Origin of the sequence: Ornithinimicrobium carbonis (assembly GCF_050703245.1) — a bacterium.
Classification (GTDB): domain Bacteria; phylum Actinomycetota; class Actinomycetes; order Actinomycetales; family Dermatophilaceae; genus Ornithinicoccus.
This window is the reverse complement of sequence record NZ_CP192647.1, coordinates 977,774-994,593: the sequence shown is the minus strand read 5'-3', so window position 1 is coordinate 994,593 and position 16,820 is coordinate 977,774. Positions and strand designations below refer to the sequence as shown.

At 76.1% G+C, this 16,820-nt stretch carries 17 protein-coding genes; 7 read left to right on the top strand and 10 right to left on the bottom strand.

The features are described from left to right. Genes ACQ95T_RS05125 through ACQ95T_RS05115 form a run of 3 tightly spaced genes read right to left on the bottom strand, consistent with a single transcriptional unit; the run spans position 1 to position 2,066 of the window. Positions 1 to 222: a Trm112 family protein gene (locus tag ACQ95T_RS05125; RefSeq protein WP_425939905.1), complete on the bottom strand. Its 222-nt coding sequence runs from the start codon at positions 220 to 222 to the stop codon at positions 1 to 3. Next, positions 215 to 1,648, bottom strand: coding sequence for a phosphomannomutase/phosphoglucomutase (locus ACQ95T_RS05120; protein ID WP_425939904.1), 1,434 nt, complete (start codon positions 1,646 to 1,648; stop codon positions 215 to 217). Before ACQ95T_RS05120 ends, ACQ95T_RS05125 begins: the two co-directional genes overlap by 8 nt. Before the next feature lie 43 nt (positions 1,649 to 1,691). Beyond that, entirely contained in the window at positions 1,692 to 2,066 is a 375-nt protein-coding gene (locus ACQ95T_RS05115) for a DUF3499 domain-containing protein (RefSeq protein ID WP_425939902.1), read from the bottom strand. Between the two features lie 81 nt (positions 2,067 to 2,147). On the opposite strand from ACQ95T_RS05115, the gene ACQ95T_RS05110 reads away from it, so the two are divergent. Then, positions 2,148 to 2,534, top strand: a complete 387-nt coding sequence (locus ACQ95T_RS05110) for a metallopeptidase family protein (RefSeq protein WP_425939900.1) — start codon at positions 2,148 to 2,150, stop codon at positions 2,532 to 2,534. 157 nt (positions 2,535 to 2,691) lie between these two features. Here ACQ95T_RS05110 and ACQ95T_RS05105 read toward each other — a convergent pair whose 3' ends face one another. From ACQ95T_RS05105 to ACQ95T_RS05090, 4 genes are read right to left on the bottom strand one after another with little or no spacing between them, the layout of a single operon-like run. Next, complete coding sequence (locus tag ACQ95T_RS05105) at positions 2,692 to 3,888, bottom strand: DUF5719 family protein (RefSeq protein WP_431473909.1); 1,197 nt, start codon at positions 3,886 to 3,888, stop codon at positions 2,692 to 2,694. Further along, complete coding sequence (locus ACQ95T_RS05100) at positions 3,869 to 4,687, bottom strand: hypothetical protein (protein ID WP_431473598.1); 819 nt, start codon at positions 4,685 to 4,687, stop codon at positions 3,869 to 3,871. Before ACQ95T_RS05100 ends, ACQ95T_RS05105 begins: the two co-directional genes overlap by 20 nt. Beyond that, positions 4,684 to 8,172 (bottom strand): glycosyltransferase, encoded by a 3,489-nt coding sequence (locus ACQ95T_RS05095; protein ID WP_431473597.1) that lies wholly within the window; start codon positions 8,170 to 8,172, stop codon positions 4,684 to 4,686. Before ACQ95T_RS05095 ends, ACQ95T_RS05100 begins: the two co-directional genes overlap by 4 nt. After that, positions 8,169 to 8,438: a WhiB family transcriptional regulator gene (locus tag ACQ95T_RS05090; RefSeq protein WP_075958776.1), complete on the bottom strand. Its 270-nt coding sequence runs from the start codon at positions 8,436 to 8,438 to the stop codon at positions 8,169 to 8,171. The genes ACQ95T_RS05095 and ACQ95T_RS05090 overlap by 4 nt, the downstream gene beginning before the upstream one ends. A gap of 267 nt (positions 8,439 to 8,705) precedes the next feature. Here ACQ95T_RS05090 and ACQ95T_RS05085 point away from each other — a divergent pair, with 267 nt between their 5' ends. Beyond that, on the top strand, positions 8,706 to 9,827 hold the full coding sequence (locus ACQ95T_RS05085; protein ID WP_425939894.1) for a 2-phospho-L-lactate transferase CofD family protein: 1,122 nt from the start codon (positions 8,706 to 8,708) through the stop codon (positions 9,825 to 9,827). Then, the gene (locus tag ACQ95T_RS05080) at positions 9,824 to 10,963 is read left to right on the top strand and encodes a coenzyme F420-0:L-glutamate ligase (RefSeq protein WP_425939892.1); all 1,140 of its coding nucleotides are present in this window, start codon (positions 9,824 to 9,826) and stop codon (positions 10,961 to 10,963) included. Before ACQ95T_RS05085 ends, ACQ95T_RS05080 begins: the two co-directional genes overlap by 4 nt. A 70-nt stretch (positions 10,964 to 11,033) precedes the next feature. Here the strand turns inward: ACQ95T_RS05080 and ACQ95T_RS05075 are convergent, their stop codons facing one another. Next, entirely contained in the window at positions 11,034 to 12,014 is a 981-nt protein-coding gene (locus tag ACQ95T_RS05075) for a DNA-3-methyladenine glycosylase family protein (protein WP_425939890.1), read from the bottom strand. On the opposite strand from ACQ95T_RS05075, the gene ACQ95T_RS05070 reads away from it, so the two are divergent. Genes ACQ95T_RS05070 through ACQ95T_RS05060 form a run of 3 tightly spaced genes read left to right on the top strand, consistent with a single transcriptional unit; the run spans position 11,933 to position 14,311 of the window. Further along, a complete protein-coding gene (locus ACQ95T_RS05070; protein WP_431473908.1) occupies positions 11,933 to 12,799 on the top strand; it encodes a TIGR03089 family protein in 867 nt (288 codons plus the stop codon). The two genes, ACQ95T_RS05075 and ACQ95T_RS05070, sit on opposite strands and share 82 nt — an antisense overlap. A gap of 30 nt (positions 12,800 to 12,829) precedes the next feature. Then, positions 12,830 to 13,633: a CoA transferase subunit A gene (locus ACQ95T_RS05065; protein WP_425939887.1), complete on the top strand. Its 804-nt coding sequence runs from the start codon at positions 12,830 to 12,832 to the stop codon at positions 13,631 to 13,633. A gap of 3 nt (positions 13,634 to 13,636) precedes the next feature. After that, complete coding sequence (locus ACQ95T_RS05060; RefSeq protein ID WP_425939885.1) at positions 13,637 to 14,311, top strand: 3-oxoacid CoA-transferase subunit B; 675 nt, start codon at positions 13,637 to 13,639, stop codon at positions 14,309 to 14,311. Positions 14,312 to 14,314: 3 nt separating this feature from the next. On the opposite strand, the gene ACQ95T_RS05055 is transcribed toward ACQ95T_RS05060, so the two are convergent. Beyond that, positions 14,315 to 14,590, bottom strand: a complete 276-nt coding sequence (locus ACQ95T_RS05055) for a hypothetical protein (protein ID WP_431473596.1) — start codon at positions 14,588 to 14,590, stop codon at positions 14,315 to 14,317. A gap of 80 nt (positions 14,591 to 14,670) precedes the next feature. After that, entirely contained in the window at positions 14,671 to 15,213 is a 543-nt protein-coding gene (locus ACQ95T_RS05050; RefSeq protein ID WP_431473595.1) for a glycosyltransferase, read from the bottom strand. Positions 15,214 to 15,400: 187 nt separating this feature from the next. Here ACQ95T_RS05050 and ACQ95T_RS05045 point away from each other — a divergent pair, with 187 nt between their 5' ends. Then, positions 15,401 to 16,789 (top strand): LCP family protein, encoded by a 1,389-nt coding sequence (locus ACQ95T_RS05045; RefSeq protein WP_425939881.1) that lies wholly within the window; start codon positions 15,401 to 15,403, stop codon positions 16,787 to 16,789. The last annotated feature ends 31 nt before the right edge of the window (positions 16,790 to 16,820 follow it).

Here is a 16,820-nt window from a genome sequence, read left to right as displayed (position 1 = left end):
TCAGTCCCCGTCCTCGACCGTCACGACGGTCGCGTCGTCGACGAGCAGCACCGGGATACCCTCGACCACCGGATAGCGGCGGCGACGACCGGGGCCGTCGCAGTCCTGGGCGCACTGCAGCGCCGGCAGGCCGTCCTCGTCGAGGACGTCGACGAGCTCGTGCCGTCCGACGGGGCAGCGCAGGATCTCCCGCACCCAGGGTTCGTACTGCGGCCTAGCCATCTGCGTCCTCCTGTCGTACCAGCTCCAGGACGGCGTCCCGGACCTGCTCCATGGTCGTGGTGTCGGCCGCCTCGACGTTGAGACGCAGCAGCGGCTCGGTGTTGCTGGCCCGCAGGGAGAACCACCACAGGGGGGCCTCCTCCCGCGTCATCACGAGCCCGTCGAGGGTGTCGGCGGTCGCACCCCGGGCCGCGGCCCAGTCGCGGGCCCGCCCCACGGCGGACGGCACGTCGGCCACGCGCGAGTTGATCTCCCCGGACGCGGCATACCGCTCGTAGCGGGCAACCAGCGCCGACAGGGGCCCGTCCTGCTCGCCGAGGGCCGCCAGCACGTGCAGCGCGGCGAGCATCCCGGTGTCGGCGTACCAGAAGTCGCGGAAGTAGTAGTGGGCCGAGTGCTCGCCGCCGAAGACCGCCTCGTGCTCGGCCATCTGCGCCTTGACGAAGCTGTGCCCGACCCGCGTGCGCACCGGCCGGGCGCCCAGCGCAGAGACGGTCTCGGGCACGGCCCGCGAGCAGATGACGTTGTGCACGACGGCGACCGAGGATGCCTCGACGCCGCGGGCGACCTCCTTGGCGATCTCCCGGGCGGCCACGAGCGCGGTGATCGCGCTGGGCGAGACCGCCCGCCCGGCCTCGTCGACGACGAAGCAGCGGTCGGCGTCCCCGTCGAAGGCCAGGCCAAGGTCCGCCCCGTGCTCGCATACCGCGGCCTGCAGGTCGCGCAGGTTCTCCGGCACCAGCGGGTTGGCCTCGTGGTGGGGGAAGGTGCCGTCCAGCTCGAAGTACAGCGGCACCACCCGCACCGGCACGTCGGCCTGGTCCAGGACCGCGGGCACGGTGTGCCCCGCCATGCCGTTGCCCGCGTCGACGACGACCGTCAGGGGCCGGCCGCCGCGCAGGTCCACCAGGGAGCGCAGGTATGCCGCGTAGTCACCGAGCACGTCGGTGGCGTAGAGCGTCCCGGCCCGGTCGGCGGTGTGCAGGTCGTGCAGCCCGCCCCGGTCGAGCAGCCACTGCGCCAGGTCGCGGACCTCCGCGAGCCCGGAGTCCTGGCCCACGGGCCGGGCTCCCCGCCGGCACAGCTTGATGCCGTTGTAACCGGCCGGGTTGTGGCTCGCGGTGAACATCGCCCCCGCGCGGTCCATCGACCCGCTCGCGTAGTAGAGCTGGTCGGTGGAGGCCAGGCCGATCATCGTCACGTCGACGCCGTGCGCGGCCACCCCGTCCGCGAACGCCTGCGCGAGCTCCGGGGAGGAGGCGCGCATGTCGTGCCCCACGACGAGACCCTGCTCACCCTCGGGCAGCACCACGACCTGGGCGAAGGCCGAGCCCAGGACGCGGCATACCCCCGCGTCCAGCTGCTCGGGCACCAGGCCGCGCACGTCGTAGGCCTTGACGACGTCGGCCAGTCTCACGGAGGTCACAGCAGGCAAGGGTACCGACGCCCGCCGGGGCCGGTGCGGGTGCTCAGCGGTCGCGCAGCATGCGCAGGTGGCCGCGCCGGGCGATCTCGGTCACGGTGGCCCCGCCGCCGCTGTCGTTGCCGCCACGACCGTCGACGTGGACGACCGTCCCGCGGTGCTCGCGCACCGCGTCGGCGAGCGCGGCCAGGTCGTCCACCGGGGGGCGCGGCTCACCTTCGGGCAGCTCGATCCGCACGACGTCCCAGCCGCGCGGTGCGGTGAGGCGACCGGCGTGCTCCTCGCACAGGTCGTAGGAGTGCGGCTCGGCGTAGGTCGCCAGCGGTCCCAGCACCGCCGTCTGCTCGGCGTAGACGTACGTCAGCGTCGACGACGCCGGGCGGACGCACGCTGTCTTGGAGCACTGGCGGGAGACGGTCACAACACCCCACTGTAGGTGCCCGGGCCGACATTCCCGTGGAGGCACCCCGACCACCCCCGGCCCAGGGGTTACTGTCGGGGCGTGAGCAGGCGTCGGGACCGGCACGGCCGGGGCATGCGGGGGCCGCTGGCGTGGCCCCGCGTCCCCGTCATGACCACGGCGGCGGCCCGCTTCGACGAGATGGTCCTCGACGCGGCCGAGACCCTCGAGCGGCGGCTGGGTCACGAGCTGGGGGTGGAGCTGGCGGTGGAGGACGTGCCTCCCTCCGACCCCGCCCCGTGGGAGGACGGCGTGCCCCTGGGCCGGCTCTTCCCCGCCGAACGCAACCTGGCCGCACGGCTCGTCGTCTACCGGCGGCCGGTGACCCACCGTGCCCACGACGAGCCCGAGCTCGCCGCGCTCGTCCACGAGGTGATGGCCGAGCAGCTGGCGCGGATGTACGGGCGGGACCCCGAGGACCTGCTCTAGCTGTACTGACCTCTAGCCGTCCGAACGGGCGGGACCCCGAGAACCTGCTCCAGCCGTCTCGTCGGCCTCCGTGCTCCAGGCCTCTCGAAGCGGACCGCCCTGCGACCGGCCGTTCTGCTGTCCGGAACCTCCTGGGCCTTCTGTGCAGGGTGTGCGCTCAGGGCACCGCCGGACGCACCGTCGTGACCGTCGTGGTCCAGGGGACGGCGGGCAGGGTGGCGGCCGCGAGGAACGGACCGCGCCCGTCGGCCCCGGAGACGTGGACGGCGGCGACCACCCCGGCGCCGGGTGCCGCACCCCTCGGGTCGGTCGTCGTGATCCAGACGGCCCGCGTGCCTGCGGGCACGTCCAGAAGGCGTCCGGTGTCGTTGGCGAGCTCCACGTCCTCGGTGACGGAGCCGCCGTCCTGGTCCAGCCAGTGCACGGTGGCGGTCGTCGCGTCCACGGCGCTGAGCACGAGCCGGGCCGCCCCGCCCGGCACGGCGGCAGGGTCGGGCAGCGCCGTCCCGACGGGGTCCGCGGTGGGCACGGTGGCCGACACCCACGCCAGCTCGCCCGCCGTCCGGACGAGCGGTTCGGCGACGGACCCTTGCGGTGGACTGGCGGTGGCCCCGGCCGTGTCGGTCCCGGGCGCTGTCGTGACCGCGGCACCGTCGGCCGGGGCGTCGGTCACGACCGCCTCGTCGCGAGACGGTTCCGTGGCGACGGCCTCGTCGTCGGGGGCGTCGGTGGCGGCGGACCCGTCAGCAGCGGCATCGGTGGCGGCCGCGTCGTCGACGGACGCCTCCTGCGGCTCCGACTCCTGCGGGTCGACCTCCAGACCCACGGCGGCCACGACGGGTGCGTCCGACCGCAGCCGCAGCCCGGTGGTCCCCGCAGGCAGGTCCCCGAGGTCGACCTCGAGGATGCGTCCGGAGGCGAGGCGGGTGACCAGGTCGGGCAGCCGCACGGCGCCGTCCTCGGTCAGCGCTGTGACGTCGACGACCGCCTCTTCCTCGCCGGGGGCGAGCAGGCGCAGGGTGGTGCGGTGAGAGCTCCCGTCGGGCGCGGACGGCAGGGCCGGGAGCGCGATGTCCTTCGCCGGTGCGACCGTCCCGGCCGGCGCCACCGTCCCCGCGCCCAGGTCCGTCGTCCCGTCCCGGACCAGGAGGTTCAGGTGGGCGGCCACCGGCCCGCCGGTGGCCGAGACCGCCACGACAGGGGCCTCGACCCCGGGGGCCAGGGCGGCCAGCTGGTGGTCGGCCCGTCCCCCCGGGGGGACGACCAGCCCGGTGGCACCGGTCGTGGCCACCTCCCCGTCGACCCCCCATACCCGGACGGTGACCGTGACCGGGTCAGGGCCCGGGTTGGTCAGGACGAGCAGCTCGGTCGCCCCCGCCCCCGCCGCCGCCGCCGACGAGCCACTGCTCCTCGGCCGCCCGGACGCAGGGGGCCAGGGCGGCCCCGCGGACGCCGGCACCGGTGCCCACGGCCAGCTGGGCACCGACCAGACCCGGTGCGGCGTCGCCCTCCCCCACCACGAACGCGGCGGAGCCGCCCGGCAGGTCGAGGATGCTCGGTCCGGGGGGCCGCAGAGCCTGGCCGTCGTCAGCGTCGCCGGAGAGGACGAGTCGTGCACCCTCGTCGTTCTCGCCAGCCTCCTCGTCCTCGGGCCCGTCCTCGTCCTCGCGGCCGTCCTCGTCCTCGCGGCCGTCCTCGTCCTCGGGCGCGGGCGCAGCACCAGGGACGGCCTGCGGGCTCGACCCCGAGCTCTGCCGTGACCCCGGCGCCGTACCGACGCTGGACACCGACTGCGGAGCCTGGGCGGCGACGACCTCCACGGTGGCATCCTCCGCCTCGGAACCCCCGGGGCAGGCGAGCGCCGCCGAGCCGACGGGCACGACCTCACCCGGGGCCGACGTCATGGCGGCGTCGTCCGTTCCCGGACGTTCCTCCGGGCCGACGAGGGTGCCGCCGTCGACGGCGGTCGCCGCGCCCACGAGCCCGGCCAGGGCGAGCGCGGCGAGCCCCGTGCGCCACCACCGGGACCTCCCCGCCGCCCAGGAGCGGGGCGGTGCGACGGTCGCACCCGCAGGACCTCCTCCGTCGGGCGACGTGCCACGGTCCTCCGGCGAGCTGCCGTCGTCGTCCGGTGCCAGGTCGGAGGTGGTCATCGGTCCTCCTCGGGGGTCTCGGGCTCGGGTCGTCCGAACGGCAGGGCCAGGAACGCGGTGACGGCGGCCAGCAGGAGCGCGACGAGGTGCCAGGGCAGCGCGGGCCGAGCGAGCCACAGGTCCAGGTCGTGGCTGCCCGCCGGCAGCGCCACGATCCCGTCGTCCCCGACCGGCACGTCCGCCCCGTCGACCGAGACCCGGGCCGCCTGCGTCCACCCCGGCCCCTCGGCCACGTCCAGGACTGATCCCTCGGGCAGGTCCTCGACCCGGTCGGTGGCAGTGCCGTGGGGGCCGGTGCTGTCCACCCTGGTGACCAGCTCACCCGTGGCGTCGAGCACACGCACCCGGGAGGCCACGTTGTCGGCCATCCGCCAGAGCACCTGACCCGGCGGTCCTCCCACCCGGGTCAGGCCGGGCAGCGCGTCCACCCGGGTCACCAGCGGGTCGTCGTCGTCTGCGGTCACCAGGACGTAACCGACCGCCAGCCCGTGCAGCCGGGCGAGCGTCTCCTCCCCGCCGCCGCCCACCACGGCCGCGGCCACCTCCTCGACCGGTCCGGGCGGTCGCACCCCGACGGCCAGCTCGGCGGTGCGGTCCCGGAGCACCCTGGCCGGTTCGATCTCGCGTCCCACCAGGTCGACGACGACCTCCGGGCCCGCGGGCGAGAGCACCAGCGTGCGCGGGGCCGACGGGCCGTCCGCCTGGGCCGCGGCCACCGGGGGCAGGACCGGTGCCGCCTGCTCGAGGCCCGAGGGCGCGGGACGCCACACGGCCACGGCCGCGGGCACGAGGGCGGCCAGCACCACGAGGACCGCCGCGACCGCCGTGGCCAGCGCGCGGGGACGGCGGACGGCGGAACGCAACGGCTCGCCACGGCGGGGTCCGTGCGAGCGCCACGACCGGTCCACGAGCAGGGCGGTCGCGAGCAGCAGCGACGCGCCGGTCAGGGAGAGCATGGTCCCGGGCCACGCGCCGACGTCCAGTCCCGCCTCCGCGTGCCCGGCCGGCAGCACGCCCAGCCCGGCCCTTCCGGCGGTCAGGGCCGGGAGGAGGGTCAGGAGGGCGCCACCCACGAGGACGGCCGCACGGCGGCCGGCCCGTCCCGGCAGAGCGGTCCCCGCCAGGGCCGCCAGCCACCAGACCAGGGCGGCCCAGAGCGGAAGCGCCTGCAGACCCGCCGGGTCGACGGGACCACCCGCCGCAAGGAGGGTGGTCTGCCACGCCGGCACGTCGGTGGTGCCACCGGGCAGGACCGCGGTCGCCCCCGCCCCGCCCACCAGGCGGACCGGGTCGGTGGCCATCGCGGGCACCCAGGGGAGCAGCAGGGCCCACGGCAGCAGCGCCAGCACAGCACCGCGCCACCGGACGCCGCGGCCGAGGGCCAGCAGGAGGATCCCGGCCACGGTGGCCGGGAGGAGCACCGCCGGGACCCACTGGGCGGTCAGCGCCACCGCCAGCGCGGTGGCGAAGACGGCGGCGGTGCGCCGGACGCCACCGCCCCTGGTCGCGGCGACGGCGAACCCGGCCGCCAGCAGCGGTGCCATGAGGTGCACCACGACGGGACCCACGCGCCCCTCCCCCACGGCGGCGACGAGCGGGGTGGCCGCCGACCAGCCCAGGGCCAGCACCGCCCGCAACCACCGCCGTCGGGTCACCCGCCGCAGGGCCACGTAGGCGGTGAGCAGCGCCACCGGCGCGGATGCCAGCAGGATCCAGCCGAGGGCGACACCGGCGGCGTTCGGCGCGCCCCCGGCCCCGGCCACCGCCTCGACCACCCTGGTGAGACCGGCCCAGGGCAGCAGCCACGGCTCCGGCGGGTGGTCGTGTCCCAGCCCCCCGCCCCGCCACCCGTCGAGGGCCGAGCGCCACAGGTCGCCCGACCCGGCGGCCGCCGCCCCGAGCTCCCCACCGGCCGGCCCAGCACCACCCGGGCGCAGGTCGCCGAGACGCTCGCGCCAGGTCCACGCCGTGGCGACCAGGACGGCGAGCAGGGCCAGCGCGAGCGGCCAGCTGGTCCACGGGGTACGGCGGTCCTCGCCCGTGAGCTCGGCCAGCTCGTCGGAGACCGGCCCGGTCTCGGGCACGGCCCGGCCGCCGGCCGCCGGACCGGTCCGTCGTCCCGGTCGTCGGGTCCGGGGGTCCAGGGCGTCCCCGACCGTGTCCAGGGTGGAGCGCCAGCCGGCGGTGGTCGGAAGGAAGAGGGCGTGCAGGTCCCCGGGCCGCACCGTTCGTCGGCTCCGGAACCGCCACCGGGCCCGCATGCCGCGCGCCGGGGACAGCACCGCCCGCACGTCCGCCCACTCGTCGGCGGCCTCGGCCGGCCGCTTGACGAGCAGCAGCAGGAGCGCCGCGAGGGTGCTGGTGAGCAGGACGCCGAGGGCCCGCCACGGAGAGGTCCAGGCCGACCCTCGGGCGAGGGCGAGCTGACGCTGGCGGATCCGGGTCCGGCGGGGATCGCGCACGCCGAGCCCTTCGTCTCCCGTGCGGACGACGGCGTCGGGCGCGACGACGACGCGGTGGCCGGTCAGGTGGGCCCGCCAGCCCAGGTCCAGGCCGTCGACGCCGTCGTCCCCGAACTCGGCAGAGAGACCCCCGGCGCCCTCGAGGGCGTCGCTGCGGACGAGGGAACCGACCAGCGGCACACCCAGCACGTCCTGACGCAGGTCGAGCTGGCCCTGGTCGACCAGGGCGGCCGACCGCCCGTCGGCCTGTCGTCCGGCGGGGGTGAGGTGGTGCCCCACCGCGACGAGCAGACGGGGGTCGTCGGCCCGCACCAGCTTGGGGCCCACCATCCCCACGCGGCTGTTGCGGCGCACGGCCGCGACCAGGCCGGACAGTGCGGACGGCTCGGGCAGGCTGTCGTCCGGCAGCAGCCAGACCCAGTGGTCAGGGTGCATCGGCAGGATCGCCCGGGCGTCCTCGACGGCCCGCCACCGGGGCGGCGCATGCGGTGCGGGGATCCCCTCGGGGGTCGCGACCCGCGCGTCGGGCGGCGCGGTCCCCACGTCGGACGTCGGAATCCCGGCGTCGGACGCCGCGGTCCCCACGTCGGACGTCGTAATCCCGGCGTCGGACGCCGGGGTCCGCACGTGGGGGGTCTCGCCGCCGACCTCGGACGCCGGGGGCTCCGCAGCGGTCGACGGGCGGTCCCCCTCGGGCGCGGGACCCCGCGACGCGCCACCGGGGGCGTCAGGACCGGCAGCGGCGTCCGCGGGGACGGGCCGGACGAGCAACGGGACGCGCTGCTCGCGCACGAGTGGGTGGTTCCGGGCCGCAGGGACCCGGGGGTCGTCGGGGGAGGTCCCGGTGAGGACGAGCCGCTGGGGCCGGCGGGACTGGGCGGCGAGGGCGTCGAGGAGGCCGTCCAGGAGCGGGCCGTCGGGGCGGGTCAGGACGACGACGGTGACGTCGTCCACCCGGACCCGACCGGCGGGGGTCGTCACGGGGTCGGAGCGGGGCGGAGCAGGGCGGGGCCCGTCGGTCACACGGCGCGCTTCTTGAGCTTGCGCCGCTCACGCTCGGACAGACCGCCCCAGATGCCGAAGCGCTCGTCGTTGGCCAGGGCGTACTCCAGGCACTCGGCGCGGACCTCGCAGCCCACGCACACCTTCTTGGCCTCGCGGGTCGACCCGCCCTTCTCCGGGAAGAAGGCCTCCGGGTCGGTCTGCGCGCACAGGGCACGCTCCTGCCACGAGGCCTCGTCGACCTCGTCGGCCCCGCTCAGCAGGCTCAGCATCTCCATCTCGTGCATGGCTCCTCCTCGACCTTTCGCCAACACGTGCACCGCGTCCCAGCCTCCGAGCTGCCTTCGGACGAACAGACCGCGATGGGTGAATTACACGCGTGTCATCCGCCGTAGTCAACCCCAGATCTGCTAGGAGTCCCCCGGCGTGCACCCCGCTGCCGACGTCCCCGCCCCCGCCCGAGTGCCGTCGTGGAGCGTCCCGTCGCAGGTGGGCGGGGGTGGCGACCCCGCCCGGGTGCGGACGGGACGCGGCCCGCCCGCACAATGGAGAGTATGCAGATCACCGCACTGTCCGGCGGCGTCGGCGGGGCCAGGTTCGTCCGCGGCCTGGTCCACGAGCTGTCCCGGCGGTCCCCCGGGGAGCAGGTCGAGGTCACCGTCGTCGGCAACACGGGGGACGACATCACCCTCTTCGGGCTACGGGTGTGCCCCGACCTGGACTCCGTCCTGTACACCCTGGGAGGAGGGGTCGAGGAGGAACAGGGCTGGGGCCGGGAGGGTGACAAGCACGAGGTGATGGGCGAGCTGGCGGCGCTGGGCGTCCAACCGCAGTGGTTCGGCCTCGGCGACCGGGACCTGGGCACCCACCTGGCCCGCAGCCTGTGGCTGCGGCGGGGGGCCACGCTCTCGGAGGTCACCGCCCGTCTGGCCGCCCGGTGGGGCCTGCCCGAGCAGGGCGTGCGGCTGCTGCCGGTCACCGACACCCCGATCGAGACCCACGTGGTGGTCCGGGACGACGGACCGGGCGGGGGCGCTCCCGGGGACGACGGTGCCGGCTCCGGCGAGGCTGCCCCCTCCGGCGAGGCTGCGGCCGCTTCCGACGAGGCTGGCTCCGACGGGGCTGCGCCCTCCGGCGAAGGTGCGGCCTCCTCCGGCGCGGGTGCCGCCGGACCCTCCGAGCGCGCCATCCACTTCCAGGAGTGGTGGGTGCGTCACCGGGCCGCGATCCCCGCGCAGCGCTTCACCGTCGCCGGGCTGTCCGCCGCCACCCCCGCTCCCGGTGTCCTGGAGGCGATCCGGGGGGCCGACGTGGTGCTGCTCCCGCCGAGCAACCCGGTGGTCTCCATCGGCATCATCCTGGGCGTCCCCGGGGTCCGGGACGCCCTGCGCGGCACCCGGGCCCCCGTCGTGGGCGTCAGCCCCCTCGTCGGCGGCCGCCCGGTCCGCGGCCATGCCGACGCGTGCCTGGCCCCCCTCGGGGTGGAGGTCAGCGCCGCCGGCGTGGCCGGTCTGTACGCCGACCTGCTCGACGGCTGGCTGGTGGACACCGCCGACGAGGGCGCGAGCTATCCGGCACGGGTGCAGGTGCGCGCCCTCGACCTGCTGATGCGCGACGTCGCCGGGGCCGCCCGGATCGCCGGGGCCGCCCTCGACCTGGCCGACGAGCTGCGGTGAGCGACCCGGTCGACGGGCTGGTGGTCCTGCCCCTGCGCGGGATCCCCGAGCTGGGCGCGGACGACGACCTCGCCGCTCACCTGCTCGGCGCTGTCCGTGCCCACGGTGGACTGCGGGACGGCGACGTCCTGGTCGTCTCCAGCAAGGTCGTCTCCAAGACGGCGGGGCTGCGGGTCGGGAGGGACGACCGCCGTGGCCGCGAGGGCGAGGTCCTGCGTCGCAGCCGGCGCGTGGTCGCCGAGCGCGCCACCCCGGCCGGCACCACCCGGGTGGTGGAGTCCGAGGCCGGTCCGGTCATGGCCGCGGCCGGGATCGACGCCTCCAACACCGGCCCCGAGGGTGGCCTCCTCCTGCTGCCCGCGGACCCGGACGCGGCGGCTGCCGCGCTGCACCGGGCCCTGGCCCGAGACCTGCCACCGGGCACCCGGTTCGGCGTCCTCCTCACCGACACCGCCGGCCGGCCCTGGCGCGCGGGGCAGACCGACCTCGCGCTCGGGGCCCACGGCCTCGCCGTCGTCGACGACCTGCGCGGTGGGACCGATCACGACGGTCGCCCCCTGGCGGTGACGACCCGGGCCGTCGGCGACGAGCTGGCCGCGGCGGCCGACCTCGTCAAGGGCAAGGCCGACGGCGTGCCTGCGGCGCTGCTGCGCGGACCGGCGGTGACCGCGCTGGTGGAGGGGACGGACACCGGCCGGCCAGGCCCTCCCGGCGGCGCTTCCGGGCTGGTGCGGACCGGTCCGGGCGACTGGTTCGCGCTGGGCCACCGGGAGGCGGTTCGCGCCGCCCTCGGGGTACGGCCGGGCACCCCCCTGGCCGACGAGGTGGGCATCGCCTCCGTCGCGCCCGAGGAGGATGAGGCCCGTGGGGCCCGGGCCGTGCGGGTCGCGCTCGTCGGGCACGCCGGTGCCACGATCGACGGCTCCGCCGCCCAGGGGTTTGCCGTGTCCGCGCCCGACCCGGTGCTGGCCGGCCGGGTGGCGGCCCGCCTCGAGGTGGCGCTCGCCGGGGAGGACCTGGCCAGCGACGTGCACGTCCGGAAGGGGCACGTGGTGGCGGACGCCCCCGCAGGACCGACCGGCGCCGACGGGCGACCTGACCAGGAGGACCCGACCTTCCCCGCCGGGGCGACCTGACCAGGAGGGCCCGACCTGCCCCGCCGGGGCGACCCGCCGGGCTGGACCCGACCGACGGACCCCTCCTCCCTCAGCCCGTGGGCAGGTGCCGGCGGGGCGCCATCCTCGGACCCCGCCGGGGCCGGACCGCCCCGGAGAGCTCGAGCAGCCGCTGGACCCGGTAGCGCTGCCCGGCGTAGGGCCGCAGCAGCTCCACGAGCGCCTGGTCGTCCACCGGACGGCCGGTCAGGGCCCAGCCGATGTTGGCCGCCACGTGGTAGTCGCCGAAGCTCACCGCGTCGGGGTCGCCGAGCGCCCGGTGCGCCGTCTCGGCCGCCGTCCACACCCCCACCCCCGGGATGCTCACCAGGCGGCGACGGGCCGCCACGAGGTCCAGCTCCGGAAGCTCCTCGAGCCGGCCGGCGACCCGGGCGACCCGCACGACCGTGGCCGAGCGCTGCGGGCTGACGCCCGCGCGCAGCCACTCCCAGCTCGGGATCTGCGCGAGCACCGCCGGCGGGGGCGGCACCCGCAGCCCCAGCGCACCACCGGGCCCCGGTGCGGGCTCGCCGAAGCGCTGCACGATGCGGCGCCAGCCCGAGAACGCCTCCTGACCGGTGACCTTCTGCTCGATGACCGCGGGGACGAGCGACTCCAGGACCAGCCCGGTCCGGGGCACCCGCCACCCCGGGTGCAGCCGCAGGGCCCGGGCGACGAGGTCGTGGTGGGCCACGAACCTCTCGGCCCCGTCGTCCTCCTCGCCCAGCATCGTCGGCAGCCGCTCGAGCACCCAGCGGGCTCCCGGGCCCCAGGCCTCGCCCAGCACCGCCGCCTCGGCCGGCCGGGTCGTCGTCCGCAGCGTCACCGGCCCCTCGGGCGTGCTGGTCGCCCGCCACAGGGCACCGGCCACCATTCGCCAGGCCGGGTCCCCCGCGCCCCGTCTCAGCACCCCCCAGGTGGCGCGGACGTCGACCGGCCAGGCAGCACGCCATACCCTCCGGACCGGGCGGGCACCGCCCGACCCGGTCGGGGGCGCACCGCAGGGGACGGCACCCAGGCCCGTGGCTGTCACCGGGACACTGTGCCCCTCCCGGGCGGGGCGGCGCAAGGTGCGCCCAGCGGCTAGCGTGTAGCCCGTGCAGTTCCCTCCCCAGGTGCTCGCCGACGCCGTCGGCGCCGACGCCACCCGTCCGGCGATCACCTTCTACGACGACTCCCCCGAGGCCGCCGGCGAGCGGATCGAGATCTCCCGCCGGGTGCTGGCCACCTGGGTGGCCAAGGCCGCACGCCCTGCAGGAGTCCTTCGACGCCCAGCCCGGGACGGTCGTCCTCGTCGACCTGCCCAGCCCCCACTGGCGGCTCGTCTACTGGGCGCTGGCCGCCTGGTCGGTGGGCGCGACGCTGACCGTGGACGCCCACGAGGGCGCCGACGTGCTCGTCACCACCGACCCCGACAGCGCCCTCGCGGACGACTGCGACGAGGTCGTCGCCGTGGCCCTGCCGGCCCTGGCGCGGGCCTACGGCGAGGAGCTGCGCTCCGGCGTCATGGACGAGGCGGCCGAGCTGGCCGGGTTCGCGGACGACTTCAGCGCCTGGGACGAGGCGGAGGAGGAGGACACCGCGCTGGTCCACCACGGCGAGCGCCTCAGCTACGCCGAGCTGCTGGACGACCTGACCGAGGTTCCGCGCGGCGCCCGGGCCCTGGTGACGACCACGGACCCCGGTCTGACGGTGCGCCAGGTCCTGCAGGTCCTGGCCGCCGACGGCTCCGTGGTGCTGGTGCGCGCGGCTCCGCGGGCGGCCCGGCTGAGCGGCTGGACGCCGAGGGCGTCACGCACCGCTGCCCCGGCAGCCTGACGGGCTGAGCAGGCGGGTAGCCTCGCCCGCATGGACAAAGTCGTTTCCTCCGCCGCGGAGGCCCTGGAGGGCCTCGACGACGGCATGACCGTGACCGTGGGCGGCTTCGGCCTCGCCGGCATCCCGACCGTGCTCATCAGGGAGGTGCTGGCCAAGGGGACCACCGACCTGCAGGTCGTGTCCAACAACCTGGGCATCGACGGCGCGGGGCTGGGGCTGCTCCTGGCCGAGCACCGCATCCGCCGGGTCATCGCCTCCTACGTGGGCGAGAACAAGGAGTTCGCCCGCCAGTACCTCGCCGGCGAGCTCGAGGTCGAGCTCACCCCGCAGGGCACCCTCGCGGAGAAGATGCGCTCCGCCGGCGCGGGGATCCCCGCGTTCTGGACGCCCACTGGCGTCGGGTCCCAGGTCTCGGAGGGGGGCATGCCGTGGCGCTACGACGCGGAGGGGACCGTGGTCAAGGAGTCGCCGCCCAAGGAGAAGCGCGAGTACACCGTGCGCGGTGTGACCCGCGACTACGTGCTCGAGGACTCGATCTTCGCCGACTTCGGCCTGGTCCGGGCGGCGAAGGGCGACCGGCACGGCAACCTCGTCTTCAACCGCTCGGCCCGCAACTTCAACCCGCTGTGCGCGATGGCCGCCCTGGTCTCCGTGGCCGAGGTCGAGGAGCTCGTCGAGCCCGGTGAGCTGGACCCCGACGAGATCCACCTGCCCGGCATCTACGTCCAGCGGGTGCTGGCCCTGACGCCCGAGCAGGCCGCCGACAAGGACATCGAGAAGCGGACCACCCGGCCCCGTCCGGACGCGTCCCCCGACCAGACCCAGGAGGCCTGAGCCATGGCCCTGTCCCGCGAGGAGATGGCGGCCCGCGCGGCCGCCGAGCTCAAGGACGGCGACTACGTCAACCTCGGGATCGGCATGCCGACCCTGGTGCCCAACTACGTGCCCGACGACGTCGAGCTGGTGCTGCAGTCCGAGAACGGCATCCTCGGCGTGGGCCCCTACCCCTACGAGGGCGAGGAGCACCCGGACCTCATCAACGCCGGGAAGGAGACCGTGACGCTGCGCCCCGGCGCCTCGATCTTCGACTCCGCCACCAGCTTCGGGATGATCCGCGGCGGCAAGGTCGACGCCGCGATCCTGGGGGCCATGCAGGTCTCGGCCGCCGGCGACATCGCCAACTGGATGATCCCCGGCAAGATGGTCAAGGGCATGGGCGGCGCGATGGACCTGGTCATGGGGGCCAAGAAGGTCATCGTGCTCATGGACCACGTGGCCAAGGACGGCACCCACAAGATCGTCCAGGAGTGCTCCCTGCCGATCACCGGGCTGAAGGTCGTGCAGCGGATCATCACCGACCTGGCCGTCATCGACGTCACGCCCGACGGACTGGTTCTGCGCGAGGTGGCCCACGGCGTCACCGTGGAGGAGGTCGTGGAGAAGACCGGACCACAGCTGCAGGTCGCGCTCGACGAGCCCACCCCGGAGCCGACGCCACCGACCCAGGGCTGAGGTCTACCGCTCCGGCGAGGGGGCGTCGGGTCCGCGGAGGAACCCGGCGCCCCACGTCAGGTGCATGACGGCCAGCACGCCCGGCATCCGGGCGACCACCCCGGGGGCCTGGTCTCGCGCGATCCACGCCCCGCCGAGGGTGACGGCGGCGGCATACCCCAGCGGCAGCGCCCACAGCGGCCGCCAGGCCAGCCCTCCGAGCGCGCCCACGGCGACGAGGCCCACCGCGGTGGGCGGCGCCAGGTAGCGCAGGTTGACGCTGCCGGGGTGGTGCCGCACGACCTGCCGGCGCCACTGCCCCGTGGTGTAGAACTGCCGGACCAGGTCGCGCCAGGTCGACCGCGGCCGGTAGCTGACGGTCAGCTCGGGGCTGAACCAGACCGTCCCCCCCGCCTCGCGGATGCGGTGGTTGAGCTCTCCCAGTCCTGGGCCCGCACGAACGTCGGGTCGTAGCCGCCGACCCGCTCGAGCCACGCGCGCCGGAACACGCCCAGGTAGACGGTCTCGGCCGGGCCCGCGGCGCCGCCGACGTGGAAGCGGGCCGCGCCGATCCCCAGCGGCGAGCGCATGGCCACGGCCACCGCCTGCTGCAGCGTGCCCGTCCCCTCGGCCAGCATCACCCCGCCGACATTGGCCGCCCCGGTCTCCTCGAGCAGCTCGACCGCCCGCCGGACGTAGCCCGGCGAGAGCTCCCCGTGCCCGTCCATCCGCACGACCACGTCCTCGTGGGAGGCCGCCACGGCCGCGTTGAGGCCGTCGGGAGTCCGTCCGGAGGGGTTGTCGACGACGACGATCCGGGGGTCGCGCTCCGCGAGTCCGTCGGCGACCTCCCGGGTGCGGTCCGAGCTCGGCCCCACGGCCAGGACAATCTCGAGGCCTCCCGGGTAGTCCTGCGCCAGCACCGAGGCCACCGCGTCGCCAGGTCGTGCTCCTCGTTGCGCACGGGCATGATCACGGACACGGGGGGGTATGCGGTGGGCCGGGCGGGGGTGCTCACCCCGGAGAGGCTACCGGCGGGCCGGGCGGGGAATCGCCGGGGCGCGCGGGTTCCCAGCCCTCGGACAGGGCGCTGGCCTAGTCTGTGTCGTCGTGCCCCACCGCCCCGAGGATGACTGGACCCGTCCCGTGCCGCGCAGACCGCGGCCCGGACGGCGGCCCGGCGACCGCGCCGGGTGGGACGGGACCGACGGGGGCTACGACGACGGGTACCGGGGGCACGACGACGGGTACCGGGGCTACGAGGACGGGAACCAGGGGGGTGACCAGGGGTACGACGACGTCGGGGACGACCGGACCCGTCCGGTGCCCCGCCAGGACCCGCCGCGCGGTCACTACGACGAGAACGGCGACTGGGTCCCCCGCCCCCGCCCCCGGGACGACGACCGGCAGTTCGGCCGCCGGGAGGGGCGGGAGCGCCCGCTCCCGGCCGCGGCACCCTCGGGTCCTGCGGGCCGGGGACCCGGGCGACCGGCGGCCGGACCGCCCCCTCCGCCCCCTCCGCGCCCTCCCCGGCGGCGTCGTGGACCGCGCTACGGCCTGCGCCGTCTGGGGGTCATCCTGACCCTGGCCGTCGCGGCGTACGTCGTCTCGATGGTGGCCGTGCTCGCCCTGCTCTGGAACGGTCTGGTGCGCGTCGACGCCACCCCCGACACGGACCGGCCGACCACCTCCCCGGGGGCCACCTACCTGCTCGTCGGCACCGACAGCCGCGAGCAGCTGAGCGACGAGCAGCGCGGCGAGTTCGGCACCGGCTCGGCCGAGGGGTCGCGCGCCGACACCGTCATGCTCCTGCACGTGCCGACGATGGGTGAGCCCACGCTCGTGAGCCTGCCCCGGGACTCCTTCGTCACCATCCGCGACCACGGTCTGGACAAGCTCAACGCGGCCCACGCCCGCGGTGGTGCCGAGCTGCTCGTCGACACGGTCGAGCAGGCCACCGGCCTGCGGCTCGACGGCTACCTGGAGATCGGCTTCGGGGGCTTCGTCGGGGTGGTCGAGGAGGTCGGGGGTGTGCGGATGTGCCTGGACGCTCCGATCCAGGACGAGAGGGCGCACATCGACCTGGCCGCCGGCTGCCAGGAGCTCACCGGCCCGGAGGCCCTGGGCTACGTCCGGATGCGCTACAGCGACCCGCGCGGCGACATCGGCCGGGTGGAGCGCCAGCGGGAGTTCCTGGCGGCCCTGGTCTCGCGGATGGCCTCGCCGGCCACCGTGCTCAACCCCGTGCGGCTCTTCGACGTGGGCAGCGCCACCGGCGACGCGGTGGCCGTCGGGGAGGACACCAACGTCGTCGAGGCGGCCCGGATGGCCCTGGCGATGCGCCAGATCGCCTCCGGCGGCGGCGTCTCGGTGACCGTGCCGGTCGCCGACGCCAACTACCAGACGACGGTCGGCAGCGCCGTCCTGTGGGACGAGCAGCGCGCCGACGAGCTCTTCGCCGCCCTGCGGCGCGGCGAGTCTGTCAGCATCGAACCCTGACCGGGCGGAACCGGCCGGACGGCCACGAACG

Coding starts and splice junctions, on each gene's coding strand:
- ACQ95T_RS05085 (WP_425939894.1), top strand. CDS start 8,706: ATGCAGATCACCGCACTGTCCGGCGGCGTCGGCGGGGCCAGGTTCGTC.
- ACQ95T_RS05090 (WP_075958776.1), bottom strand. CDS start 8,438: ATGCACGAGATGGAGATGCTGAGCCTGCTGAGCGGGGCCGACGAGGTC.
- ACQ95T_RS05100 (WP_431473598.1), bottom strand. CDS start 4,687: ATGACCACCTCCGACCTGGCACCGGACGACGACGGCAGCTCGCCGGAG.
- ACQ95T_RS05125 (WP_425939905.1), bottom strand. CDS start 222: ATGGCTAGGCCGCAGTACGAACCCTGGGTGCGGGAGATCCTGCGCTGC.
- ACQ95T_RS05060 (WP_425939885.1), top strand. CDS start 13,637: ATGGCCCTGTCCCGCGAGGAGATGGCGGCCCGCGCGGCCGCCGAGCTC.
- ACQ95T_RS05065 (WP_425939887.1), top strand. CDS start 12,830: ATGGACAAAGTCGTTTCCTCCGCCGCGGAGGCCCTGGAGGGCCTCGAC.